Genomic DNA, 23,537 nt, shown 5'->3' on the forward strand with positions numbered 1-23,537 from the left:
TTCGCCGCCCCACAGCACCCTCCGTCTTCACCGCTCCACCCCACCCTCCGTCTTCTCCCCACCCGAACGAGTTGGAGCGCGCATGCCCCAGCACGTCCCCGCCCCACAGCTCACGCCCGTTCCGCCACCGCTCCCCCAGCCCCTGGTCGGGCCCGTCCAGACGCGCCCCCGGCGGAGCGAACCGCCCCGGCGCATCGTCTTCCTCGCCCACCGGGGCCTGGGCAACCCCGCCGCGGGCGGCTCGGAAGTCCTCATCGACCGGATCGCCTCCGGGCTGACCGAGTTCGGCCACGACGTGACCCTGCTGTGCGGAGGCACCGCGGCACCGCGCCCCTACCGGGTCGTGTCCGCCGGGGGCCCGTTCGGGCACTTCGCCGGCGCCCGGTCCGCCTTCGCCCGGCACGTCGGGTCGTGCGACCTGCTCGTCGAGGTGTGCAACGGCATGCCCTACCTGGCGCCGCTGTGGCACGACGGCCCGACCGTGTGCCTGGTCAACCACGTGCACACCGACCTGTGGGGGATGCGCTTCCCCCGGCCCGTGGCCCGCGCGGGCCGGCTGCTCGAACACTGGGCGCTCGCCCGAGCCCACCGGGGCAACCTCCTGGCCGCCGTGTCCCCCTCCACCGAGGAGGCGCTGCGCACGATCGGGGTGCCGCCCGAGCGCATCCGCGTCGTGCACAACGGCGTCCACGAGCCCGCGCCGCGGGCCCCGAAGTCGGCGACGCCGCTGTTCGTCGCCCTCGGCCGGCTCGTCGACTACAAGCGCATCGACCTCCTGCTGCGCCTGTGGGAGCGGGTCCGCCCGGTGACCGGCGGCCGGCTCGTCGTCATCGGCGACGGGCCGGAACGCGACCGCCTCGAACGGCTGGCCGGCGCCGGCGTCGAGTTCACCGGACAGGTCTCCGAGGAGGAGAAGCACCGGCTGCTGTGCGAGGCCTGGCTGCTCCTGCACCCCGCCGCCGTCGAGGGCTGGGGACTCGTCGTGACCGAGGCGGGCGCGCGCGGCACGCCGACCCTCGGGTTCGACGTGCCCGGGCTGCGCGACTCCGTCCGGGACGGCGTCACCGGCGTCCTGGCGCGCGGGGAGTCCTCCTTCGCCGCCGCCTGGTGCACGCTGGCGCTCGACACCGCGCGCCGGGAGGACATGGGCGAGGCCGCGGCCCGGCACGCCGCCGCGTTCCGGTGGAGCGGTACCGTGCGCCAGTTCCGCGCCATCGCGTCGGAGGCGGTCGAACGCTCCCGGCCACGGGGCCGGGGCGGGCCGGCGGAAGGCGCGCGCAGGTGAGGGACCCGTCGTTCCACCGCTCGCTGACGCTCTTCCGGACCTTCCTGCGCGAGCAGGACGATCCGCACACCGCGTACGAACTCCTGGCGAGGGACGCCGCCGACCAGATCGAGCGCCACGTCCGGCTGGACGGCAGGATCGTCCTGGACGTCGGCGGCGGGCGCGGCTACTTCACGCGGGAGTTCCGCCGGCGGGGCGCCCACGGCTACCTGTTCGAGCCCGACCCCGCCGAGCTGGCGCCCGACCGGAGGGCGGGGACCGTCGTCGCCGACGGGTACCTGCTGCCGCTGGCCGACGGCGCGGCCGACGTCTGCTTCTCGTCCAACGTCCTGGAGCACGTGCGCGACCCCGCCACGTTCCTCAGCGAGTTGATCCGGGTCACCCGCCCCGGCGGTCTGATCTACGTCTCGTTCACCAACTGGCTCTCGCCGTGGGGCGGCCACGAGTGGGCGCCCTGGCACTACCTGGGCGCCGAGCGGGCGCGGGCCCGCTACGAGCGGCGCACCGGCCGGGCGGCCAAGCACCGGCTGGGCGAGAACCTGTTCGCGATCGGTGTCGGCCCGACCCTGCGCCACGTCAGGGAACGGGGCGACGTCGAGATCGTCTCCGCGCGCTCGCGCTACTGGCCGGTGTTCCCCGGGGCCGTCACCCGGGTGCCGGTGCTCCGCGAGTTCGCGACGTGGAACCTCCTCCTCCTACTTCGGCGGTGCCCATGACCACCACGCTCCACGCCCGTCCGCCGGCCCCGCCCGGCCCCGAGACCGGCACGGCGCCGTCGCCGCCGCCGAAGGCGTCCCGGCGCTGGCTGTTCGGCTTCTGGGCGGCGGTCCTCCTCGCCTTCCTGGCCGTCTCGCCGGGCCGGATGACGTTCGACACCAAGCTGGGCGTCGTCACCGACCCGTGGAAGTTCCTGGACGACCTGGGCCAGCTGTGGCACGACCGGGCCGGTTTCGGCGGCATCGCCGACCAGTACATCGGCTACGTGATCCCGATGCTGCCGTTCCACGCCGCCGCCGACCTGGCGCGGCTGCCGGTCTGGCTGGCCGAACGGCTCTGGCTCTCGATCGTGGTCACCACCGCGTTCTGGGGCGCCCTGCGGCTGGCCGAGCGGCTCGGCGTCGGCGCGCCCGCGCCCCGGCTCCTCGGCGCGGCCGTCTACGCGCTGTGGCCGACGTTCACCATCGTCGTCGGCTCCACGTCCGCCGCCGCCCTGCCCGGCGCGATGCTGCCGTGGGTGCTGCTGCCGCTCACCCGCCCGGAGACGAGCCCGCGACTGGCCGCGGCGCGCTCCGCGCTGCTGATCCCGCTGATGGGCGGGGTGAACGCCGCGTCCACGCTGGCGTCGCTGCTGCCCGTCGGCCTGTACCTGCTGTCCCGGCCCCCGGGGCGCCGCAAGTGGGCGCTGATCGCGTGGTGGACGCCGTGCGTGGTCCTCGCGACGGCCTGGTGGATCGTCCCGCTGCTGCTCCTGGGGGTGTACGGCGAGAACTTCATGCCGTACGTGGAGACGTCCCAGACGACCACGGCGACGATGTCGGCGACCGAGGTGCTGCGCGGCGCGGGGAACTGGGTGGGTTATCTGAACTTCGGCGAGCCGTGGCTGCCCGCCGGCTGGACCGTCGCCGCGTCCGCCCTCGTGGTGGCCTGCTCGGCGCTCGCCACGGCGCTCGGTCTCGCGGGCCTCGCCCGCCGTGACCTGCCGGAGCGGCGCTGGCTGGTGCTGACCGTCACCGTCACCGCCCTGATCACGCTCGCCGGGTACGGGGGCGCGTTCGGCGGCCCCTTCCACGCGACGGTGCAGGAGTGGCTGAACGGACCGCTGGTGCCGTTCCGGAACATCTACAAGTTCCAGACGGGGCTCGCCCTCGCGCTGGCCCTCGGCCTCGCGCACCTGGCCGCCTCGGGCCTCCCCCGCCCGCTGCCGGCCCGGGCCCGCCGGCTCGGCCCTGCCGTGGTCGCCGTCCTCGTCCTGCCCGGCCTCGTCTGGCCGTACCTCAACGGCACGATCCTGCAGCCGGGGGCGTTCCGAAAACTGCCCTCGCACTGGGAGGCGACCGCCGACTGGCTGGCCGAGCACGCGCCCGAGGACCGCGCCCTCGTCGTCCCGGCGACCGCGCACGGCATCTACACCTGGGGCTCGCCGATCGACCAGCCCCTGGACGTCCTCGCCAAGTCCCCCTGGGCGCAGCGCGACTACGTGCCGTTCGGCACCCCCGGCAACCGGCGCGCCCTGGACGCCGTCGAGCAGGCCCTGACGTCCGGCGGCGAGGTCCCCGGGCTCTCCGCCTACCTGTCCCGGGCGGGCCTGTACCACGTCGTCGTCCGCAACGACCTCGACCCGGACCAGCTCGGGCACGTGCCCACGGCGACGGTGAAGCGGACCCTGGAGGCCTCCGGGTACCGCCGGGTCACCGGCTTCGGCCCGCTCCTGACCGACGGCCGGATCCCCGAGGGCACGCCCCTGCAGGTCGAGGGCCTCTATCCGCGCCAGCGCGCGGTCGAGATCTACGCGCCCCCGGCGGGCACGCCGCGCCCCGGTCCGGCCCGGACGACGCCCGTGTCCGACCTGGCGGTGGTCAGCGGCGGACCCGAGTCCCTGCTGCCCCTGTCGGCGTCGGGCGCCGTGACCGGCCGGCCGGTGGTCCTGGCCGGCGACGCCCATCCCGGCACGGACGCCCCCGCGCTCTACGCGGCCGGCGACGGACTGCGCCGCGCCGACACCCGGTTCGGCCTGGTGAACTCCGGCACGTCCCACACGTACACCGTCGAGGAGCGCAACGCCGAGTCGGCGGTCCAGGACCCGGGCGCGGAGCCGCGCCAGATCCTGCCCGTCTCCGGCGACCGCCACCAGACCACCGCCGTCCTGCGGGGCGCGGAGTCGGTGACGGCCTCCTCCGTGGGCAACTGGCTCTTCCACCTCCCCCAGTACGACCCCGTCAACGCCTTCGACGGCAACCCGGACACCGCCTGGGCCGAGGGATCCCCCGGCTCGCCCCGCGGCGAGTGGCTGCGGATCGCCTTCACCGGCCCGACCGCGATCCCCGGGTCCCTCGACCTCACCCCGCTGCCCAGCGGCGAGGTGCGCGCCGCGCCCACCGTGGTGCGGGTCGAGACCGACCGGGGCAGCCGGGTCAGCCCGCTCCGCCCCGACGGCGGCACCCAGCGGGTCGCCGCGCCGGAGGGCGGGGCGACCTGGCTGAAGGTGACGATCCTCGCCTCCCAGCAGGGCCGTCCGGGGCTGACCGGGGCCGGGTTCTCCGAGGTCTCCGTCCCCGGCGTGCAGGTCACCCGGATGCTGCGGCTGCCGACCGACGCGCCGAGCGGGACCACCGGACCGGCGGCGTACTCGCTCAACCGCGGCAGCGATCCCGGCGGCCTGTCCGTCGCGCCCGCCGAGGTGGGCCTGCACCGGGAGTTCACGGCGGTCGGCTCCGGCGACCACACCGTCCGGGCCACCGCCCTGCCCGTACCGGGCAAGGAACTCGACGACCTGCTGTTCGAACTCACCGGCAAGCGGGACAAGATCGTGGTGGGCGCGGACTCGACCGCGCGGCTCGGCACGAACCTGAGCCCGCGCAACCTGACGGACGGCGACCTGACCACGGCGTGGGTCGCCGGTGACCGGCCCGTGCTCCGGCTGTCCTGGCCGGGGAAGACCTCCGTCGGCGAGATCGTCCTCGTCGCGTCCGGCGGACTCGCGAGCCGGCCGGAGCAGATCCGGATCAGCTCCCCCGACGGCGCCGCGATCGCGTCGGTCGACGAGAACGGGGTCGCGCGGTTCGCCCCCATGGTGACCGACCGGATGGACATCACGATCTCCCGCGTCGCGCCGCTGACCCTGCACAATCCGGTGGCGGACGCGCAGTTGCAGCTTCCGGTGGGCCTGAGCGAGCTGCACGTCCCGGCGCTGGAGAAGTTCCGGGCGCCGCAGCCGGACCCGGCGAAGAGGTTCACGCTGCCGTGCGGGAAGGGGCCGGTCCTGTCGATCGACGGCCGGTTCCTGGAGACCCGGGCCGAGGGCCGGGTGCGGGACCTGACGGAACGCCGCCCGATCGCCGTCTCGCTGTGCACCGAGGGCGGCCGGGTCCCCCTGGAGCGCGGCACCCACACCATCGAGGCCGGCGACGCCGGTCCCCTCGCGGTGACCCGCGTCGACCTGACGGCCGGCGAGCCGCGGGCCGCCGCCACCGCCCCGCGGACCGTGGAGGCCGTGTCGGGCGGCGGCGACCGTCGCGTCCTGCGGGTGGGCGCCGGCGAGGCCGCGTACCTCCAGCTCCACGAGAACCACAACGCGGGCTGGAAGGCCGAGCTCGACGGGCGGGAGCTGCGGCCGCTGCGCATGGACGGCTGGCAGCAGGCCTGGCTCGTCCCCGCCGGCGCGGGCGGCTCGGTGACGCTGGTGTACGAGCCCTCCCGCCTGTACGACACGGGGCTGGCCGTCGCCGGGGCGCTGCTCGTGCTGCTCGCCGGGCTCGCGTTCGTCGGGCGCCGGGGCCGCTCCGTACCGGCGGAGAGCGGGGCGGAGGCGGAACCGCCCGGGCCCGGCCTGCTGCTCGGCACGGTCGTACTGACCCTGGTGGGCGTGGTGATCGCCGGACCGCTCGCGCTGGTCGTGCCCGTGCTCGCCGTGGTCGCCCGGCTGCGTCCGGCCCTGCTCGGTCCCCTCGCCCTCGCGGCGATGGCCGGGGCCGGGATCGCCGCCCTGACGGGCAGCGGCGAACCGACCGCCCTGGGCCGGGGGGCCTACGGCGCCACCGCCCAGGTCCTCGCCCTGGTCGCCCTGTTCGCGGCGCTCGTGACCGTACGCGGCGAACGCACCGCCCGGACCGGCGCCCACCGGGTGGGAACGGCGCCCCGACCGCCGTCCGGCGAGCGGGAGGAGCGGGAGGCCCCTGGACCGGCGGACCGGGACGCCGGCGGCCCGTGGCCGCCCGACCGGCCGGGGCGTCCCGGGGAAGGGGGACGCTGATGGCCACCGGACAGCGGGCGGAGGTCCTCGGACCGGCCCCGGACCGCGAGCCGCCGCGCGTGCCGTTCTCGGTCGCGGACGAGATCGCCCGGCACTGCGCCGACGCGCGCGAGCCGAACACCGTGCACATCGAGATCCACCTGCCGGGCCGGGTCCGGCCGGACCGCCTGCGCGAGGCGTTCGGCCGGGCGCTGTCCAGGCATCCGCGGGTGCTGATGCGGGAGCGCGGGCGGGGGCCGTTCTCCCGCCGCTACGAGTGGGAGCTGACGGACGGCCCCGGTGCCGACGTGGTGCTCTTCCCGCCGAGCGCGCCCGGGGCCCTCGCCCGCGCCCGGGAGCGGGCCCTGGCCGTGGCCCCGTCGCTGAGGTCCGCGCCGCCGCTGCGCCTCGAAGTGGTCGAGGAGCCGGGCACCGACGGCTGCGTCCTGCTCCTCGCCGTGCACCACACGGCGCTCGACGGGCCCGCCTGTCTGCGGATCGTGGCGACCGCCGCGGAGATCTACAGCGGTTCCGCCGCGCCGCCGGTCGCCGCACCGGCCCGCCCGCCGGCCGGGGGCCCCGCCCCCCGGCCGGCGGGGTCGCGGGCGGCGGTGGCGCGGGTCGCGCCGGGGAACCCCGGGGACACCCCCGGGAACGCGCTGCTGGTCACCGAACTGCCCGTGCCCCGGCGCGCCCCGGGCGCCCCGCACACCGTCAACGACCAGCTGATGGTGGCCACGGCACTGACGGTCGCGGACTGGAACCGCCGGCAGGGGGCGCCCGAACGGCCGCTGCGGATCACCATGCCCGTCGACGACCGGACCCGGGGGCCCGCGATGCCGATCGGCAACGGCACCCGGCTGGTGGACGTCGGCTTCGCGCCCGCCGAGCTGGGCCCCGGGACGGACGTCGGCGCCCTGCTGCGGACCACGGCCGAGCGCACCCGCGCCCTCAAGGCGGTCGCACGGCCGCCCCTGGGGCGCGGGGCGGCGCTGCTCGCCTCGCCGGTCCTCCCGGTCGCCGCCCGGGCGGCCCTGACCCGGGGCGTACGGCGCCTCGCGGCCCCGTGGATCTCGACCACGCTGCTCAGCAACCTCGGCCGGATCCCCTATCCGCTGGACTTCGGCGAGGCGGGCCGGGCCGGGGCGGTCTGGGTGTCGGCCCCGGCGGCGATGCCGCGCGGCCTGACGTTCACCACGGCGTCCACCGGCGGCCGGCTCCACCTGGTGCTGCGCTGGTCCCGGACCCTCCTGGGCGACGAGGACGGCCACCTGCTGGGCCGGATGTTCGCCGACCGACTCGCGACGACCGACACGGAGGCACTGTGAGGGGGCCGGACGTGGACACCGGTAGCGGTACGGATATGGGTGCGGGCGCAGGTACGAGTACGGGCGGGGGTACGAGTACGGGCGCGAGTACAGGTACGGGCGGGGGCGCGGGTACGAGCACCGGCACCAGCGCGGGTACGGACACTGGCGCGACCCCGGGCGCGGGCACGGCCTCAGGCGCCGGCACCGGCACCGGCGCGGGCGGCCCGGCCGGGCTGCGGGACTTCTACGAGAACCCCGCCGTCCCCGTGGCCTCCGGCGACGCACGGAGCCGGCGGCAGGCCCGTCTGCTGGCCGCCGCGCTCGACCGGCCCGGCGCGCTCGTCCTCGACGTCGGCTGCGGCGACGGCACCGCGGCCGCCGTCGCGGGGCCGATCCTCGCCGGGCACCGGATCGTGGGGGTCGACTGGTCGCACGACGCGCTGCGCCGCGCCCGCCCGCGGATGTCCCACGTCGTGCGCGGCGAAGTGGACGGCGGCGGGCTGCCGTTCGCCGACGGGTGCGCGGACGCCGTGCTGTTCAGCGAGGTCATCGAGCACCTGGTCGATCCCGACCGGGCCATGGACGAGCTGCGGCGCGTCCTGCGCCCGGGCGGCCACCTGATGCTCTCCACCCCCAACCTCGCGGCCTGGTACAACCGCGCGCTGCTGCTCGCCGGCCGGCAGCCGGTGTTCTCGGAGGTGAGCCTCCGGGGCATCCACGGGCGTCCCGGCACGGAAGTGGTGGGCCATCTGCGCCTGTTCACGGCGCGGGCGCTGCGCTCGTTCCTGCGGTCGGCCGGTTTCGAGGACGTGCGCGTCTCCGCCGCGCCGTTCCACGGCGTGCCGCGCGGGCTGCGCCTGATCGACCGGGCCGCGTGCGCGGTGCCCTCGGCGGCGTCCATCCTGCTCGCGCACGCCCGGCGGGGGTAGGCCCGTGTGGTGGGGCGTGGGCGCGGCGCTGGTCGCCAACCTCCTCTACAGCGTCGGCTTCGTCCTGGAGAAGCGGGCGCTCGGGGCACTGCCCGCGCTCTCCGCCGGGCGGCCGGTGCGGGTGGTCGTCACGCTGGTGACCAGCCCGTCGTGGCTGGTCGGCGCGGTGGCGCTGGCCGCCGGCTTCGGCGCCCAGCTGGTCGTCTACCGGACGCTGCCGATCGCCGCGGCGCAGGGCATCTTCGTCTCCGGTCTCGTCCTGCTCCTGCTGCTTTCGTCCGCCGTCCTCGGCGAGCGGCCCACGGGCCGGGAGCGCCGCGCGCTCGGCACGGTGCTCGTGGCGCTGCTCATGGTCGTGGCGTCGGTGCGCGAGGAGGACGAGGTCGTGGGCGGGGCGGCGCCCTGGGGTCTGGTCCTGCTGGTGTCCGTCCCCACGCTCGCGACGGGGGTGGCGCTCTACGCGCAGGTGGAACGGCGCGCGCGCCGGCGCCACCGGGTGCCGACCAACGGCATCGGGTACGGCGTGGCCGTGGGGCTGCTGTACGGCGTCAGCTCGCTCGCGGTCAAAGGGGCGGCGGGCAGGCTCACGGGCGGCGGGGCGGCCGAGGTGGCGCGGGCGCTGCTCGGCTCGCCCTATCCGTACCTGCTGCTGTTCACCGCCGGTGCCGGGCTCGTCATGTCGCAGACCGCGCTCCAGCGGTGCCGTGCGTCCCTGCTCGTGCCGGTCTGCACGACGGTGACGGCCCTGTTCACGGCGGTGGCGGGGACGCCGGTCTTCGGGGAGCGGCTTCCGGAGGACCCGTTGCCGCTGTTCCTGCGCGTGGCGGGGACAGCGCTGGCCCTGTCGGTACTGCTCGCCATGCCCCGCCACGACGCCCCGGCCCCGGCCGGCGGCGCGGCCGTACCGACACGCGCGGCGCACCGCCGCACCCCACCCTGTCCCCCACCGAACGACGAGGAAACCGATGGAAATGGAAGCCGACGAGACCCTGCTGCGCATCCTGGCCTGTCCCCTCGACAAGGGCCCGCTCGTCCTGTCCGCCGGCCGTGACGTGCTCTACAACCCCCGGCTGCGCCTCCGGTATCCGATCGTGGACGGCGTTCCGCAGTTGCTCCCGTCCTCCGGCCTGCGCGTCTCCACCGAGGAGCACGAGCGGTACACGGGTACGGCGGAGGCCTGACCGGCGGCGGGGGCGCGCGGGATTGCCTGCGCCCGGCACGGAAACACGGCGCCGGCCTGCCGGTTTCCCCCATGACCCGGCGGGTCCCCGAAGGGTGAGGGTGGGGCGACAGGCCGGGGTGCCCGGCCTTCGAGTACTGGGGGGGCAGGATGACGACCGAGCCGAGGGAATCGACGGCTTCCCGGACCGTGGTCCCGCGCCTCCTGGGTCTGCTGTTGGTCCTGGTGTCCGTGGTACCCGCGGCGGGCTGCGTCCTCGCCTTCGCCGACTGGCTGCCCACCGGTGTCGCGCGGTACGAGGAGTACCGTACGGCCGAGCGCTGCGCGGCCGCCCCGGCACCGGGCGTGTGGCGGGAGGACTGCCTGCGGGAGGTCGAGCTCGACGTCGTGGGCACGGTGGTCGAGAGGCGGGCGAGGAACAGCGACTACCAGGCGACCGTGAGCGGTGAACGGTTCCGGGGCGAGCTGGACTTCGGCGACCCCGGGCCGCTCCTGAACACGCTTCGGGCGGGTGACCGGGTCGTCGCCGCCGTCTGGCGCGGTGACGTCGTCGCGCTCGCCAAGGACGGGCTGCGGCAGAAGACCTCCGAGGAGCCGCGCGACGAGCCCCAGATGACCGCCGCCGGGGGCACGGGCCTCGGCCTCCTCGCGCTGACGGGCCTCGCGTTCGGTGCGGTACGCCTCGTCGCACCGCGCCGCCTCGGCCCCTTCACCTGGCGCCGCTCCGGCAGAACGCTGTTCTTCACCAACCTGGGGGCCGCCTTCGGCGTGGGGCTGGTCACGGTGTGGACCGGCCTCCCCTGGCAGGTCACGACGCCGGCGATCCTGGCCGTCGTCCTGGGCGTGGGCCACTTCTCCCTGCGGGCCCCGGCCGGAAGCCGCTGAGGACCGTCGGGACCGGCGCGGCGAGACCGTTTCCTCGAACAGATGCGGCACGCCCGCACTCCCTGTGCGCGTCCCGGGCCGGGGAGGCGGGCAGGGTTCAGTGGCCGCGTGGGGCGTACATGATGACGGCCATGCCGGCGAGGCAGACCAGGGCGCCGATGACGTCGAAGCGGTCGGGGCGGTAGCCGTCGGCGGCCATGCCCCAGGCGATCGAGCCGGCGACGAAGATCCCGCCGTACGCGGCGAGGACGCGTCCGAAGTCGTCGTCGTTCTGGAGGGTGGCGACCACGCCGTACAGGCCGAGCGCGACGGCGCCGGCCCCGATCCAGATCCAGCCCTTGTGTTCGCGGATGCCCTGCCAGACCAGCCAGGCGCCTCCGATCTCGAACAGGGCGGCGACGGCGAACAGGGCGAGGGAGCGGGCGACGAGCACGTGGTGGGCCTTCTGATGCGGGAACGGTTCGAGTGCGGCGGTCAGTGGGCGGCGGGGCCGAAGAGGTCGGCGAGCAGCGTACGGCCCTCGGCGGGGGCGCGGACCTCCAGGTGGAGGACGGGGCCGTCGAGGTGGAGACGGAAGTCGAAGAACGGGCAGCACCGCTGCTCCGCTGCGGCCAGCTCGGCGATGCGTACGACCCGGTCGGCGGGCAGGGTCAGCCGCAGGCCCTCGGGCGCCTCGGCGCGTGAGGCGCCGCCGACCGCCTCACGCCATCGGGCGGTGCGCTCGCGCAGATCCTCACCGGTCAGCGAGCAGGCCACCGGTGCCGTGCGCCACCGCTCCGCCTCCTGTTCGCCCGCTCGGCGGCCGGGGGCCTCACGGGGCGGGGCCGGGGCGAGGAAGCCGCACTCGGGGTCGCACCGCCCGGCACGGTCGGGCAGCGCGTCCAGGTGCGCGAGCGCGCCGTGGAGCGAGGCGGTGAACGCGGCCAGCTCGACGGCACGGGCCTCGGCCCCGGCGAGCCGAGCGGCGATCCGCGGCCGCAGATCGGCCTTCACGTCCCGACAGGCACCGGCCTCCCACACCCGCAACAGCTCGCCGATCTCCTCCAGCGACAGCCCCAGATGCTTGGCCGCGCCGATGAACGCCAGCCGTTCGAGGGCGTCCTCGCCGTACACCCGGTACCCGGCGGGCGTCCGGCCGGCGGGCAGCAGCCCTTCCCCCTCGTAGAAGCGCAGGGTCGTGGCCGGCACTCCGCTGCGCTCGGCGAGCCGGGAGATCCGCATGGAGGTCATGCCACGACCGTAAACCTTCCAGCCGACTCGAAGGTCAAGAGGAAACTCCCGACCCGGCCGCGTCGCTGAACGCCGACACGGCCTCGGCCGCGTCCGCACCCGTGCGCGTACGCGTTCGGGCGCCGATGATTTCGCCGTGCCGCGCCCACGCGGAGCCGATTCGCCGGACACTGGACTGATGCTGCGCCAGGAGAGTCGCACCAGTGCCGCGCGGGGGCGGCCCTCGTCGTCGCGGGGCGTCGGGGGCGGTCCTTCGCTTCATCCGTTCCGAGCTGTGGAAACCCTGATCAGTGGCTTGTTCTCCCGTCTCACCCGGAGGTGCCCATGAGGATGTTGATCAACGTTCCGGAGACCGTCGTCGCCGATGCGCTGCGCGGGATGGCCGCCGCGCACCCCGAGCTGACCGTGGACGTGGAGCGGCGGGTCGTGGTCCGGCGGGACGCGCCCGTGGCGGGGAAGGTGGCGCTGGTGTCCGGCGGCGGGTCCGGGCACGAGCCGTTGCACGCGGGGTTCGTGGGGCCGGGGATGCTCGCCGCCGCGTGCCCGGGTGAGATTTTCACGTCCCCGGTCCCGGATCAGATGGTGCGGGCCGCCGCCGCGGTCGACAGCGGGGCCGGGGTGCTGTTCGTCGTCAAGAACTACACCGGGGACGTGCTGAATTTCGAGATGGCGGCCGAGCTGGCCGAGGACGAGGGGATCCAGGTCGCCAAGGTCCTCGTGAACGACGACGTGGCGGTGACCGACAGCCTCTACACGGCGGGACGGCGCGGCACCGGGGCCACGCTGTTCGTGGAGAAGATCGCCGGGGCCGCCGCCGAGGAGGGGGCTCCGCTGGAGCGGGTGGAGTCGGTCGCCCGCCGGGTGAACGAGCGGTCCCGGTCCTTCGGGGTGGCCCTGAGCGCCTGCTCCACCCCCGCCAAGGGCGGCCCCACCTTCGACCTTCCGGACGGGGAACTGGAGCTGGGCGTCGGCATCCACGGCGAGCCGGGCCGCGAGCGGCGGGCCATGATGACCTCGCGGGAGATCGCGGACTTCGCCGTCGACGCCGTCCTGGAGGACCTGCGCCCGTCCGGGCCGGTCCTCGCCCTGGTGAACGGGGCGGGCGCGACCCCGCTCCTGGAGCTGTACGGCTTCAACGCGGAGGTGCAGCGGGTGCTCACCGAGCGCGGGGTTCCGGTGGCCCGGACGCTGGTGGGGAACTACGTGACCTCGCTCGACATGGCGGGCTGTTCGGTGACCCTGTGCGAGGCGGACGAGGAGCTGCTGCGCCTGTGGGACGCGCCCGTGCGGACCCCCGCCCTGCGCTGGGGCATGTGAGACGGAGGGTGGAGCGACGGATGACGGTACGGGAGCGGGAGGCGGCATGACGGAGACCTTCGGCGCTGAGTTCCTGGCGCGCTGGCTGGCGGCGGTGGCCGGGAGCGTCGACCGCGAGGCGGACCGGCTCACCGAGCTGGACGCGGCGATCGGCGACGCCGACCACGGCGCCAATCTGAAGCGGGGGTTCGCCGCCGTGGCCGAGACCCTGGCGAAGGAGCCGCCGGGAACGCCCGGCGCGGTGCTCACCACCGCCGGACGGCAGCTGATCTCCACGGTGGGCGGTGCGTCCGGACCGCTGTACGGGACGCTGCTGCGGAGCGCGGGGAAGGCACTGGGCGACGAGGAGCGGGTCGGGCGGGAGCGGCTGGCGGAGGCGTTCGGCGCCGGCGTGGAGGCCGTGGCGCGGCTGGGCGGGGCCCAGGTGGGCGACAAGACGATGCTGGACGCGCTCGTACCGGCCGCGGAGGCGCTGCGGGAGTCGTTCGCGGCGGCCCGCGCCGCCGCCGAGGAGGGCGCCCTCGCGACCGTACCCCTGCGGGCGCGCAAGGGCAGGGCGAGCTATCTGGGCGAGCGGTCCGTCGGGCACCAGGATCCGGGGGCGACCTCGTCGGCCCTGCTGTTCGCGGCGCTCGCCGACACGGCGGCCGGGGAAGGGGAGGAAGGGTGAGCCCGGTGGGAGCGGAAGGGGCGGGGCCCGTCGGCGTCGTGCTCGTCTCGCACAGCGCGGCGGTCGCGGCGGCGGTGGCCGAGCTGGCCCTGGGACTCGCCGGAGGCGGTGAAGGGCCGCCTCCGGTGCTGCCCGCGGGCGGGACTCCGGACGGCGGCCTGGGGACGAGTTCCGAGCTGATCGGCGCGGCGGCGAGGGCCGTCGACCGGGGCGCCGGGGTGGCGCTCCTGGTCGACCTGGGCAGCGCCGTGCTCACCGTGAAGGCGATGCTGGTCGAGGGCGACGAGCTGCCCGGGAACTCCCGCCTGGTTGACGCGCCCTTCGTGGAGGGCGCGGTCGCGGCGGTGGTGACGGCGAGCGCGGGCGGGGACCTCGACGCGGTGGTGGCGGCGGCCTCGGAGGCGTATTCCTACCGGAAGGCGTGAGGGCGGCGGACCCGACCCCTCTCCGGCCTTCTGTCACCGCCAGTGCCTCCGGCCCTTCTGACACCACCGGCGTCTCCGGCCTTCTGGCGCCACCAGTGGTTACCGAGTAGTAGACATCACGCCCCGATTCTTCTGCAACTAGTTGCAGAACCGGCGCCGGGTCCCCTACAACAGGAGGTGACGACCCTGCGCGAGGAGGCGCCCGCATGACCCCCTACCCGCATCTGCTGAGCCCGCTCGACCTCGGGTTCACCACCCTGCCCAACCGGGTGATCATGGGCTCGATGCACGTCGGCCTGGAGGAGGCCGAGCACGGGTTCGAGCGCATGGCCGCCTTCTACGCCGAGCGCGCCCGCGGCGGCGTCGGCCTGATCGTCACCGGCGGCATCGCACCCAACGAGGCCGGCCGCCCCTGGGACGGCGGGGCCAAGCTCACCACCGCCGAGGAGGTCGCCGAGCACCGGGGCATCACCGACGCCGTGCACCGCGAGGGCGGCCGGATCGCGATGCAGATCCTGCACTTCGGCCGGTACGCGTACCACCCCGCCCTGGTCGCGCCCAGCCCCCTCAAGGCCCCCATCAGCCCCTTCGTGCCGAACGAGCTGACCGACGCCGAGGTCGAGCAGACCGTCGAGGACTACGTCCGCTGCGCCGAGCTGGCCAAGGAGGCCGGGTACGACGGCGTCGAGGTGATGGGCTCCGAGGGCTACCTCATCAACGAGTTCATCGCCGCCGAGACCAACCGGCGGACCGACCGCTGGGGCGGCTCGTACGAGAACCGCGTCCGCTTCCCGCTGGAGATCGTCCGCCGGATCCGCGAGCGGGTCGGCGAGGACTTCATCCTGATCTACCGCCTCTCGATGCTGGACCTGGTCCCCGGCGGCTCCACCCTGGAGGAGGTCGTCCGGCTCGCCAAGGAGATCGAGGCGGCGGGCGCGACGATCATCAACACCGGCATCGGCTGGCACGAGGCGCGCATCCCCACCATCGCCACCTCCGTGCCGCGCGGCGCCTACACCTGGGTCACGAAGAGGCTGATGGGCGAGGTCTCCGTCCCGCTCGTCACCAGCAACCGCATCAACACCCCCGAGGTCGCCGAGGAGATCCTCGCCGACGGGCGCGCCGACCTGGTCTCCCTGGCCCGGCCGTTCCTGGCCGACCCGGACTTCGTCGCCAAGGCCACGGCCGGCCGCGCCGACACCATCAACACCTGCATCGGCTGCAACCAGGCCTGCCTGGACCACACCTTCAGCCTGAAGATCACCTCCTGCCTGGTGAACCCGCGCGCCTGCCACGAGACCGAGCTGGTCCTCTCCCCCACCCGCCGCGCCAAGCGGATCGCGGTCGTCGGCGCGGGCCCGGCCGGGCTCGCCTGCGCGGTGTCGGCGGCCGAGCGCGGCCACGCGGTCACCCTCTTCGACGCCGCCGCCGAGATCGGCGGCCAGCTCAACGTCGCCAAGCGGGTGCCGGGCAAGGACGAGTTCGACGAGACCCTGCGCTACTTCCGCGTCCAGCTCGCCGAGCGCGGCGTCGAGGTGCGCCTGAACACCCCGGTCGCGGCGGCCGACCTGGACGACTACGACGAGGTCGTGGTCGCCACCGGCGTCTCCCCGCGCACCCCCGCCATCGAGGGCGTGGACCACCCGAGCGTCGTCAGCTACCTGGACGTGCTGCGGGACGGCGCGCCGGTCGGCGAGCGGGTCGCGGTCATCGGCGCCGGCGGCATCGGCTTCGACGTCGCGGAGTTCCTCACGGACGGCGGGGAGGGCGCGAGCCAGGACCCCGAGACGTACTTCCGCCAGTGGGGCGTGGACACCTCGTACGAGAACCGGGGCGGGCTGCGGACGCCCGAGCGGACCGCTCCCCCGCGCCGGGTGCACCTGCTCCAGCGCAAGGAGACCAAGGTCGGCGCGGGCCTCGGCAAGACCACCGGGTGGATCCACCGCACCGAGCTCAAGCACCGCGGCGTGGCCATGGTGGCGGGCGTGACGTACGACCGGATCGACGACGAGGGCCTGCACGTCACGATCGGCGGCGAGTCGCAGGTGCTCCCGGTCGACACGGTCGTGCTCTGCGCGGGCCAGGAGCCGCGGCGGGACCTGTACGAGGAGCTGGTGGCGGCCGGTCGCACGGCGCACCTCATCGGCGGCGCGGACGTCGCCGCCGAGCTGGACGCCAAGCGGGCCATCGACCAGGGCACCCGCCTCGCCGCCGCCCTGTGAGCACCGCCCGGTGATCCACACGCGGTGACCACTACGACCGTCGCGGTCGCGGTGGTCGCCGCGGCCCCCGAACCTAGGATGCGAGCATGTCCCTCCCGCACGCGATCCTCACCGCCCTGCTCGAGAAGCCGTCCTCCGGACTCGAACTGACGCGCCGCTTCGACAAGTCGATCGGCTACTTCTGGTCGGCCACGCACCAGCAGATCTACCGCGAGCTGGGCAGGCTGGAGCAGGCGGGCCACATCCGCGCCCTGCCCTCCCCGGTGCCCGTCCGGGGGCGGCGGAAGGAGTACGAGGTGCTGCCCGCGGGCCGCGCCGAGCTGGGCGACTGGGTCGCCAGGTCCGAGGACCCCAAGCCGATGCGGTCCGCCCTGCTGCTGCGGATGCGGGCGGCCGCGATGGTCGGCGCGCCGGGCCTCCGGGCCGAGCTGGAGCGCCACCTCGCCCTGCACCGAGGGCAGTTGGAGGAGTACCGCGCGATCGAGGACCGGGACTTCCCGCCCGAGCGGCGGAGGACCGAACCGGACCGGCTGCGCCATCTCGTCCTGCGGGGCGGGATCGACCTGGAGCGCTTCTGGGTGGAATGGCTGACCGGTGCCCTTGCGGAACTGGATCGGGAGGAGTAGCCCCGGCGGGTGGGGGCCGGTGCCGGGCGATACTGGGGGCTGCCGGTTCCACGAACGAAAGGGCGGGTATGGCCGACGACTTGGGGCGCCGCACGACACGTCACGCGGTGGTCATCGGGGGAAGTCTCGCTGGACTGCTTGCCGCACGGGTCCTCGCCGAGCACGCGGAGCGGGTGACGGTCGTCGAGCGCGACCGGCTCCCCGAAGGGCCGGGGGCGAGGCCGGGCGTCCCGCAGGGCCGGCACCTCCACGTCCTCATCGAGGGCGGGCAGCGGGCGCTCGACGAACTGCTCCCCGGCTTCATGGACGAGCTGCGGGAACTCGGCGCGCCGAAGGTGGGCATGCCCGAGGACATGGTCCAGTGGCAGAACGGCGCGTGGTACCGCCGTACGGCCGCGGCCGTGCACTTCTACTCCGGTCCGCGCCCCCAGCTGGAGTGGCTGGTGCGGCGGCGGGTGCTCGCCGATCCGCGGATCGAACTGGTCGAGGGCACCGAGACCGTGGCCCTGACCGGCGACTCCTCGCGCGTGCGGGGCGTGCGGCTGCGGGAGCGCGGCGCGGGAGCCGGCGGGGAGACCCGCACCCTGGCGGCCGATCTCGTGGTGGACGCCTCCGGGCGGTCCACGAAGGCGTCGGACTGGCTGGCGGGCATCGGCGCGGAGGCGCCGCACGAGGAGACCCTCGACACGGGCCTCGCGTACGCGACCCGGGTCTACCGCGACCCGTCCGGCGGCACGGACACCGACGCGATCGGCTACTACATCGTGCCGAACCCCGCACAGGTGTACGGCGGTGTGGTGCTGCCGCTCGGCGACGGGCGGCACCTGGTCACCCTCTCGGGGCTGCGCGGCGACGAACCGCCCGTCGAGGAGGGCGCGTTCGAGGAGTACGCCAAGCGGCTGCCGCACCCGATGATCAGCGACTGGCTGGCCCGGGCGGAGCCGGAGTCGCCGGTGTACGGCTTCCGGAAGACCGCCAACGTCCGGCGCCGGTACGACCGCCCCGGGCGCCGCCCGGCCGGTTTCCTCGCCACCGGTGACGCGCTGTGCGCCTTCAACCCGATCTACGGGCAGGGCATGGCGGTCGCCGCGCTCGGCGCGGTCGCGCTGCGCCGGGCGCTCGCCGACCCGAGGCGGACGCCGACGACCCGGGTCGTGCAGCGGGCACTCCTGGACGCCTCGCGGCAGGCCTGGGACATCTCGGCGGGGGCCGACCGGAAGATGCCCGGCGCGACCGGTGACGCGGCGCGTTCCGGGACGCTGGACCGGGCGGCCGACTGGTACCTGGGCCGGGTGCTCCAGCGGGTGGCGGGCGACCCGGTGGTGGGGAGGCCGTTCCGCTCGGCGATCGCCCTGACCGGTCCGCTGACGGCCCTGTTCGCCCCGCCGGTGGCCCGGGCGGTGCTCTTCGGGCCGCCCGTCGAGACTCCGTCCGGGCCGCCGCTGTGGCGCGAGGCGTAGGCCGTACGGGTGAGGGCCGGGGCCGGCGGTGGTCGCCGACCGCCGCCCCGGGCCCCCGGGCCGTTTCAGGCGTCCGGGGCCGCCGTGATCATGCCGGCGGCGATGGCCGCGCCGAGGGCCGCGTAGTCGTCGGCGTTCTGGTGGGCGTAGGCGAGCGCGAAATCGGCGACGGCGCGGTCGAAGACGTCCGAGCCGCCGAGGTAGGCGGCGATGGCGACGCGGTCGCCGGAGCGGGCGTGGGCGCGGGCCAGGGCCCGGCCGCAGAGCCGCGCGTACTCCCGCAGCAGGGCCGGGGACATGGTCTCCACCTCGGCCGAGCCCTTCATGTCGCGCAGCTGGCGCCAGTAGAAGTGGCGCTGTTCGGGGCCGGTCATCCAGCCGAGGAAGATGTCGCCGGCGGCCTGGACGAGGCGCTGGCCGCAGACGACCCGCTGTCCCTGGTGGGGGTAGGCGGTCGGTGCCAGGTACTCCTCCAGGACGGAGGGGCCGGCCTCCTTGATCTGGAGGATGAGCGGGTCGCCCTCGTCCCGGCCTTCGAGGAGGAGGACGAAGCAGCGGGTGCCGACGCTGCCGACCCCGACGACCTTGCGGGCGGCGTCGAGGAAGCGGTAGCGGTCGAGGAGCAGCCGCCGCTCCTCGGCGAGGGAGCTGCGGTAGTCGCTGAAGACCTTGCCGAGGGTGATCCGGTCGATGTCCGTGGTGCGTTCGAGGAGCGGGGGGTCCTCGACGAAGTGCCGGTGTCCGGTCGCGTCCGCCTCGGTGAGCTTGGCGAAGGCCTGGAGGCTGGTGCGGCGGCGGGCGCGGGCGAGCCGGTTCTCCAGGCGGGCGCGGTCGCCCCGGTGGACCAGGGCCGGGAGGTCGTCGGCGGCGATCCGCTCGTACCAGACGGTGAGCTCCCCGAGGCCGGCGAGGCGGCGCATGGAGGTGCGGTAGGACTCGACGGCGACGAGGGCGGCGCGGCGGGCCTTGGGCCTGGTGGCGCCGTTCTGGAGGGCGGCGACGGTGACGCTCGCGGCGAGCCGTTTCACGTCCCATTCGAAGGGGCCGGGGAGGGTCTCGTCGAAGTCGTTCACGTCGAAGAGGAGCGTCCGTTCGGGTGAGGCGTAGACGCCGAAGTTGAGGAGGTGGGCGTCGCCGCAGAGCTGGACGGTGAGGCCGGTGTCGGGCTGGGCGCCGAGGTCGGCGGCCATGACGGCGGCGGCGCCGCGCAGGAACGCGAAGGGGGAGGCCGCCATCCTGCCGTACCGGAGGGGGACGAGGTCGGGCAGCCGGTCCCGGGCCTGGCGCTCCAGGACCTCCAGGGGGTCGGGGCGCTGGGAGCTGGGTATCCAGCGGCCGTGGGAGGACCGGGAGACGCGTTTGCGGGCCGCCCTGCCCCGTGCGGCGCGTTCCGACGGCGTCGTCATCCGGCCTCACCCGCCTCTTCCGCCGGGGCGGACTCGGCCCCGTCACCTGGAACCTCATTACAAGGCGCAACGCGCGTTTCGGCCACTCTTTCCGACAGGACTGGCAGAATGGTTTAGACCAATGATAGAAATTGATCACCCATACGACCCATGCGGTCACGCTGAGCAAAGAGAGGGTTGATCATGGCCGAGCCCGATTCCGGGGCGGCGGCGGAAGCGCCGCTCTACCTCCGGGTCGCCGCCGCCCTGCGTGAGGATCTCGCCCAGCGGCGCATCTCCCCCGGCAGCCGGCTCCCTTCGGAGCGTTCGCTGTCCCAGCGCTACCACGTCAACCGGCAGACCGTGCGCAGCGCGCTCCAGCTCCTCCGCGAGGAGGGGCTCGTCGTCACCGACCGGCGCGGCACCTTCGCCGCCGGGCCCGGGACCGAGGCCCGCGCCGAGGACCCCGCTCCCAGGGTCCACCGGCCGGCCTTCCCCGGCGGGCCCCGCGCGGCGGGGACGCTGGTGCGGGCCTCGCTCGCCTGGGAGCCGCCGCCCGTCCCGCTCGCGCCGCGCCTCCTGCTCGCCCCCGGCGAGCCGACGCTCGTCCACCGGCACGTGGTGCTCGACCCGCGGGGCTCGGCGCTCCAGCGGGCGGTGTCGTGGTTCTCCCGGCCGGCGCTCGCCGAGATCCCCCAACTGGCCCGCTACCGGCGGGGCCGGGACTGCCGGCAGCAGCCCGACCTGCGGCTCCTCTACCACTGGATGCACCAGGCGGGGCTGCGGATCGTCCACCGGGAGTCGGTGGGCGTGCCGGCCGGCTCCGGAACGACGGGCGGCGCGGCCCGGCTGCTCGTCCACCGGGTGGTCAGCGACCAGCACGGGCACGCCCTGGAGATCACGGACATCGATGTCGCGGCCCGCTCGGCGGCCTGGACCTACGAGTTCAGCGCCTGAGGACGCGGACACGGGGGCACCCGGGCGGCGGCGGTCCGGCCCGGGCGTTCCCGTGCGAAGCGTTCCTTCGCGCAAAGCCCTAGACGATCCCCTCCGCGATGTCCGCCTCCTCGCGGGCCGTGCCGTACGCGGTCGGCGTGCCGTACGAGCGGCGGGCGACGTACCACCAGACGCTGGCCAGGACGAGGACGACGGCGAGGGCGATGACGGCGTAGTTCATGGTGTCCACCGTCACCGGCGACTTCTGCGGCAGGCAGAAGAGGACGGTCACGAACGCCACCCAGACGACGGCGGTCCAGCCGATCGGCCTGCTCCAGCGGCCCAGGTTCCACGGGCCGGGGGTGAACCGCTTCCCGGCGCGCAGCCGCAGGTAGATCGGGATGGCGTAGGCGGGCGTGATGCCGATGACGTTGATGGCGGTCACGGCGCCGTAGGCGGTGGCCGAGTACAGCGAGGGCACGGCGATGAGCGCGGCCACGCCGACCGAGAGCCAGACGGCCGGTACGGGGGTCTGGGTGCGGGCGCTGACCTTCCGCCAGAGCGCCGAGCCCGGGAGGGCGTTGTCCCGGCTGAAGGCGAAGACCATCCGGCTCGCCGCCGCCACCTCGGCGTTGCCGCAGAAGAGCTGGGCGACGATCACGACGAGCAGCAGGGCAGTGGCCCCGCCGGTGCCGAGCGCGTCCAGGAGGATCTGGGCGGGCGGGACGCCGGTGGCGCTGTTCTGGGTGGCGGCGTAGTCCTGGATGGCGAAGGTCAGTCCGGCGAGCAGGGCGAAGCCGGCGATCCAGGAGACCCAGATGGCCCGCACGATGCCCTTGGCGGCGGCGACGGAGGCGTTCGAGGTCTCCTCGGAGAGGTGGGCGGAGGCGTCGTAGCCGCTGAAGGTGTACTGGGCCAGGAGCAGGCCGATCGCGGCGACGTAGAAGGGGTTGGCCCAGCCGGTGTCGTTGACGAACTCGGTGAAGACGAACTCGGCGGACTGGTGGCGCTCCGGGATGATCGCGAGGGCGCCGACGATGACCGCGACGCCGGCCAGGTGCCACCACACGCTGATGGAGTTGAGCACGCTGACCAGGCGGACGCCGAAGAGGTTCAGGACGGCGTGGAGCAGCAGGATCGCCAGGAAGATGAGGAAGGTGGAGCCGGCGGTGGGTTCGAAGCCCCACTGGAGGTTGAGGAAGGCCCCGGTGAAGAGGGCGGCGCCGTAGTCGATGCCGGCGATGGCGCCGAGCAGGCCGAGGAGGTTGAGCCAGCCGGTGTACCAGCCCCAGCGGCGTCCGCCGAGCCGGTCGGCCATGTAGTAGAGGGCGCCGGAGGTCGGGTAGGCGCTGGTGACCTCGGCGAGGGCGAGGCCCACGCAGAGGACGAAGAGGCCGACGCCGGCCCAGCCCCACAGCATGACGGCGGGGCCGCCGGTCCCCAGGCCGAAGCCGTAGAGGGTCATGCAGCCGGAGAGGATCGAGATGACCGAGAAGCTGATCGCGAAGTTGCCGAAGCCGTTCATGCGGCGGGCGAGGACGGGCTGGTAGCCGAGTTCTCTCAGCCGCTCCTCCTCGTCCTGGACGGGCGGTGGCTTGCGTATCGCGTCGGTCGGGGCGTCGGTGCGGGACATGGTTCCTCCGGGGACGGGAGTGAGCGGAAGGTACGAGGAGAGGGACGGGGGCCGGGGCCTCAGTCGCCGAGACAGCGGGCGCGGGCCCGCAGGAAGACCTCTTCGGCGAGGGCGCGGTCGTCCGGGCGGGCGGTCCGGTAGGCCCACGGCAGCGTCGTGTAGTACGGGCCGAGCGCCTCGAAGACCCGGGCCGCGTCGGCGAAGCGGAGGGCGCCGAAGAGGGCGTGGGCCAGGTGGTTGAGGTCGAGCAGGGAGGCCTCGTCGACCGCGCAGAAGAAGAACCAGGTGTCCAGGGCCCGCCGGACCTCGCGCACGGCGTCCTCGGCGACCCAGTGGAGGTCGAGGGCGCGCTCGTGGCCGCGCTCGCGCCGGTAGCGCTCGACGCGCACGTAGAGCGGGAGGGCGTGCAGGGCGGAGCCGACGGGGGCCGTGGAGGCGGCCCAGTGGGAGTAGTTGACGGCCTCGGAGAGCGGTCCGGAGCGCCGGGCGTAGACGAACTGGAGCATGCGGTGGTGCGCCTCGCGGTTGTGCGGGTGGCGCTTCTCCGACTCGGCGAGCAGGCCCCAGGGGCCGGGCGGCAGCATGGGGGCCGGCGGGGCGGCCCGGTGCTCGGCCGGGTGCCGGGGCCCGTCGAGGGCGGCGAGGGCGAGCAGTCCCACCCAGGGCACCGGGTCGGCGGGCGAGCGGTCGCCGGCCTCGTGGCAGGCGGCCCTGGCCTCCTGGCAGAGCTGCCCGGCGCGGGCGTGGCCGGAGCGGTGGGCGCGTACGGCCCGCTCGACGGCGACGCGGCTGTGCATCACGGCCGCGGCGGGGCTCTCGGGTTGTTCGGCGCGCCAGATGCGGACGACGTCGGTGCCGGCGGCGACGGTGGCGAGGACCTGGGTGCGCCGGGTCCAGGCGCTCCAGTCGGAGGTCTCGTCGAGCAGCCGTGCCATGGCGGCCCAGCGGCCGGTGCGTAAGTCCTGGAGGGCGTGGCGCAGGGCGTGGTCGTGGCCCGCCGGATGGTAGACGGGCCGGAAGCCTCGGCCGGCCATCAGGGGGCGGGGCGTGATGTGGGTGGCATGGTTCCTCGGTGGGTGGTAAGGGGTGGTCAGGC

General features: G+C 75.0%; 20 protein-coding genes. 15 read left to right on the forward strand and 5 right to left on the reverse strand.

Features of this window, described 5'->3' with window-relative positions; all coding sequences use genetic code 11:
- Positions 1-82 precede the first annotated feature (82 nt).
- The 8 genes from CP977_RS03575 to CP977_RS03610 all read left to right on the forward strand — a co-directional run bounded on the left by CP977_RS03575 (position 83) and on the right by CP977_RS03610 (position 10,537).
- Positions 83-1,285, forward strand: coding sequence for a glycosyltransferase family 4 protein (locus CP977_RS03575; protein WP_152369590.1), 1,203 nt, complete (start codon positions 83-85; stop codon positions 1,283-1,285).
- Positions 1,282-2,001 (forward strand): class I SAM-dependent methyltransferase, encoded by a 720-nt coding sequence (locus CP977_RS03580; protein WP_062757404.1) that lies wholly within the window; start codon positions 1,282-1,284, stop codon positions 1,999-2,001. Before CP977_RS03575 ends, CP977_RS03580 begins: the two co-directional genes overlap by 4 nt.
- The gene (locus CP977_RS03585; protein WP_183953339.1) at positions 1,998-6,254 is read left to right on the forward strand and encodes a DUF3367 domain-containing protein; all 4,257 of its coding nucleotides are present in this window, start codon (positions 1,998-2,000) and stop codon (positions 6,252-6,254) included. The genes CP977_RS03580 and CP977_RS03585 overlap by 4 nt, the downstream gene beginning before the upstream one ends.
- Positions 6,254-7,561 (forward strand): condensation protein, encoded by a 1,308-nt coding sequence (locus tag CP977_RS03590; protein WP_152369592.1) that lies wholly within the window; start codon positions 6,254-6,256, stop codon positions 7,559-7,561. Before CP977_RS03585 ends, CP977_RS03590 begins: the two co-directional genes overlap by 1 nt.
- Positions 7,562-7,572: 11 nt before the next feature.
- The gene (locus CP977_RS03595; protein WP_308017215.1) at positions 7,573-8,472 is read left to right on the forward strand and encodes a class I SAM-dependent methyltransferase; all 900 of its coding nucleotides are present in this window, start codon (positions 7,573-7,575) and stop codon (positions 8,470-8,472) included.
- Between the two features lie 4 nt (positions 8,473-8,476).
- Complete coding sequence (locus tag CP977_RS03600; RefSeq protein WP_229991550.1) at positions 8,477-9,523, forward strand: hypothetical protein; 1,047 nt, start codon at positions 8,477-8,479, stop codon at positions 9,521-9,523.
- Entirely contained in the window at positions 9,444-9,653 is a 210-nt protein-coding gene (locus CP977_RS03605) for a Trm112 family protein (protein WP_109186411.1), read from the forward strand. The genes CP977_RS03600 and CP977_RS03605 overlap by 80 nt, the downstream gene beginning before the upstream one ends.
- A 149-nt stretch (positions 9,654-9,802) precedes the next feature.
- Positions 9,803-10,537: a hypothetical protein gene (locus CP977_RS03610; protein ID WP_152369593.1), complete on the forward strand. Its 735-nt coding sequence runs from the start codon at positions 9,803-9,805 to the stop codon at positions 10,535-10,537.
- Between the two features lie 97 nt (positions 10,538-10,634).
- Here CP977_RS03610 and CP977_RS03615 read toward each other — a convergent pair whose 3' ends face one another.
- Positions 10,635-10,970: a YnfA family protein gene (locus tag CP977_RS03615; RefSeq protein WP_062757412.1), complete on the reverse strand. Its 336-nt coding sequence runs from the start codon at positions 10,968-10,970 to the stop codon at positions 10,635-10,637.
- Positions 10,971-11,011: 41 nt separating this feature from the next.
- Positions 11,012-11,767, reverse strand: coding sequence for a MerR family transcriptional regulator (locus tag CP977_RS03620; protein ID WP_109186414.1), 756 nt, complete (start codon positions 11,765-11,767; stop codon positions 11,012-11,014).
- 324 nt (positions 11,768-12,091) lie between these two features.
- On the opposite strand from CP977_RS03620, the gene dhaK reads away from it, so the two are divergent.
- From dhaK to CP977_RS03650, 6 genes are all read left to right on the forward strand, one after another.
- Positions 12,092-13,084 (forward strand): dihydroxyacetone kinase subunit DhaK, encoded by a 993-nt coding sequence (gene dhaK, locus CP977_RS03625; RefSeq protein ID WP_062757416.1) that lies wholly within the window; start codon positions 12,092-12,094, stop codon positions 13,082-13,084.
- A gap of 46 nt (positions 13,085-13,130) precedes the next feature.
- Positions 13,131-13,754 (forward strand): dihydroxyacetone kinase subunit DhaL, encoded by a 624-nt coding sequence (dhaL, locus tag CP977_RS03630; RefSeq protein ID WP_152369594.1) that lies wholly within the window; start codon positions 13,131-13,133, stop codon positions 13,752-13,754.
- A gap of 5 nt (positions 13,755-13,759) precedes the next feature.
- Entirely contained in the window at positions 13,760-14,179 is a 420-nt protein-coding gene (locus CP977_RS03635; protein WP_062757421.1) for a PTS-dependent dihydroxyacetone kinase phosphotransferase subunit DhaM, read from the forward strand.
- Positions 14,180-14,385: 206 nt separating this feature from the next.
- The gene (locus CP977_RS03640) at positions 14,386-16,401 is read left to right on the forward strand and encodes an NADPH-dependent 2,4-dienoyl-CoA reductase (protein ID WP_062757423.1); all 2,016 of its coding nucleotides are present in this window, start codon (positions 14,386-14,388) and stop codon (positions 16,399-16,401) included.
- Between the two features lie 86 nt (positions 16,402-16,487).
- The gene (locus CP977_RS03645; protein ID WP_152369595.1) at positions 16,488-17,027 is read left to right on the forward strand and encodes a PadR family transcriptional regulator; all 540 of its coding nucleotides are present in this window, start codon (positions 16,488-16,490) and stop codon (positions 17,025-17,027) included.
- Positions 17,028-17,095: 68 nt separating this feature from the next.
- Complete coding sequence (locus CP977_RS03650; protein ID WP_152369596.1) at positions 17,096-18,487, forward strand: FAD-dependent monooxygenase; 1,392 nt, start codon at positions 17,096-17,098, stop codon at positions 18,485-18,487.
- A 65-nt stretch (positions 18,488-18,552) separates the two neighbouring features.
- Here CP977_RS03650 and CP977_RS03655 read toward each other — a convergent pair whose 3' ends face one another.
- A complete protein-coding gene (locus CP977_RS03655; RefSeq protein ID WP_062757429.1) occupies positions 18,553-19,893 on the reverse strand; it encodes a DUF2252 domain-containing protein in 1,341 nt (446 codons plus the stop codon).
- Positions 19,894-20,076: 183 nt separating this feature from the next.
- Between CP977_RS03655 and CP977_RS03660 the strand changes: the two genes are divergently transcribed.
- Positions 20,077-20,829 carry a GntR family transcriptional regulator gene (locus tag CP977_RS03660; protein WP_062757431.1) on the forward strand — a complete coding sequence of 251 codons (753 nt, stop codon included), beginning with the start codon at positions 20,077-20,079 and terminating at the stop codon, positions 20,827-20,829.
- A gap of 79 nt (positions 20,830-20,908) precedes the next feature.
- On the opposite strand, the gene CP977_RS03665 is transcribed toward CP977_RS03660, so the two are convergent.
- Positions 20,909-22,441: an amino acid permease gene (locus CP977_RS03665; RefSeq protein WP_062757436.1), complete on the reverse strand. Its 1,533-nt coding sequence runs from the start codon at positions 22,439-22,441 to the stop codon at positions 20,909-20,911.
- Between the two features lie 59 nt (positions 22,442-22,500).
- The gene (locus CP977_RS03670) at positions 22,501-23,475 is read right to left on the reverse strand and encodes a hypothetical protein (RefSeq protein WP_062757439.1); all 975 of its coding nucleotides are present in this window, start codon (positions 23,473-23,475) and stop codon (positions 22,501-22,503) included.
- Positions 23,476-23,537 lie beyond the last annotated feature (62 nt).

Origin of the sequence: Streptomyces cinereoruber (assembly GCF_009299385.1) — a bacterium.
Classification (GTDB): Bacteria; Actinomycetota; Actinomycetes; order Streptomycetales; family Streptomycetaceae; genus Streptomyces; species Streptomyces bikiniensis.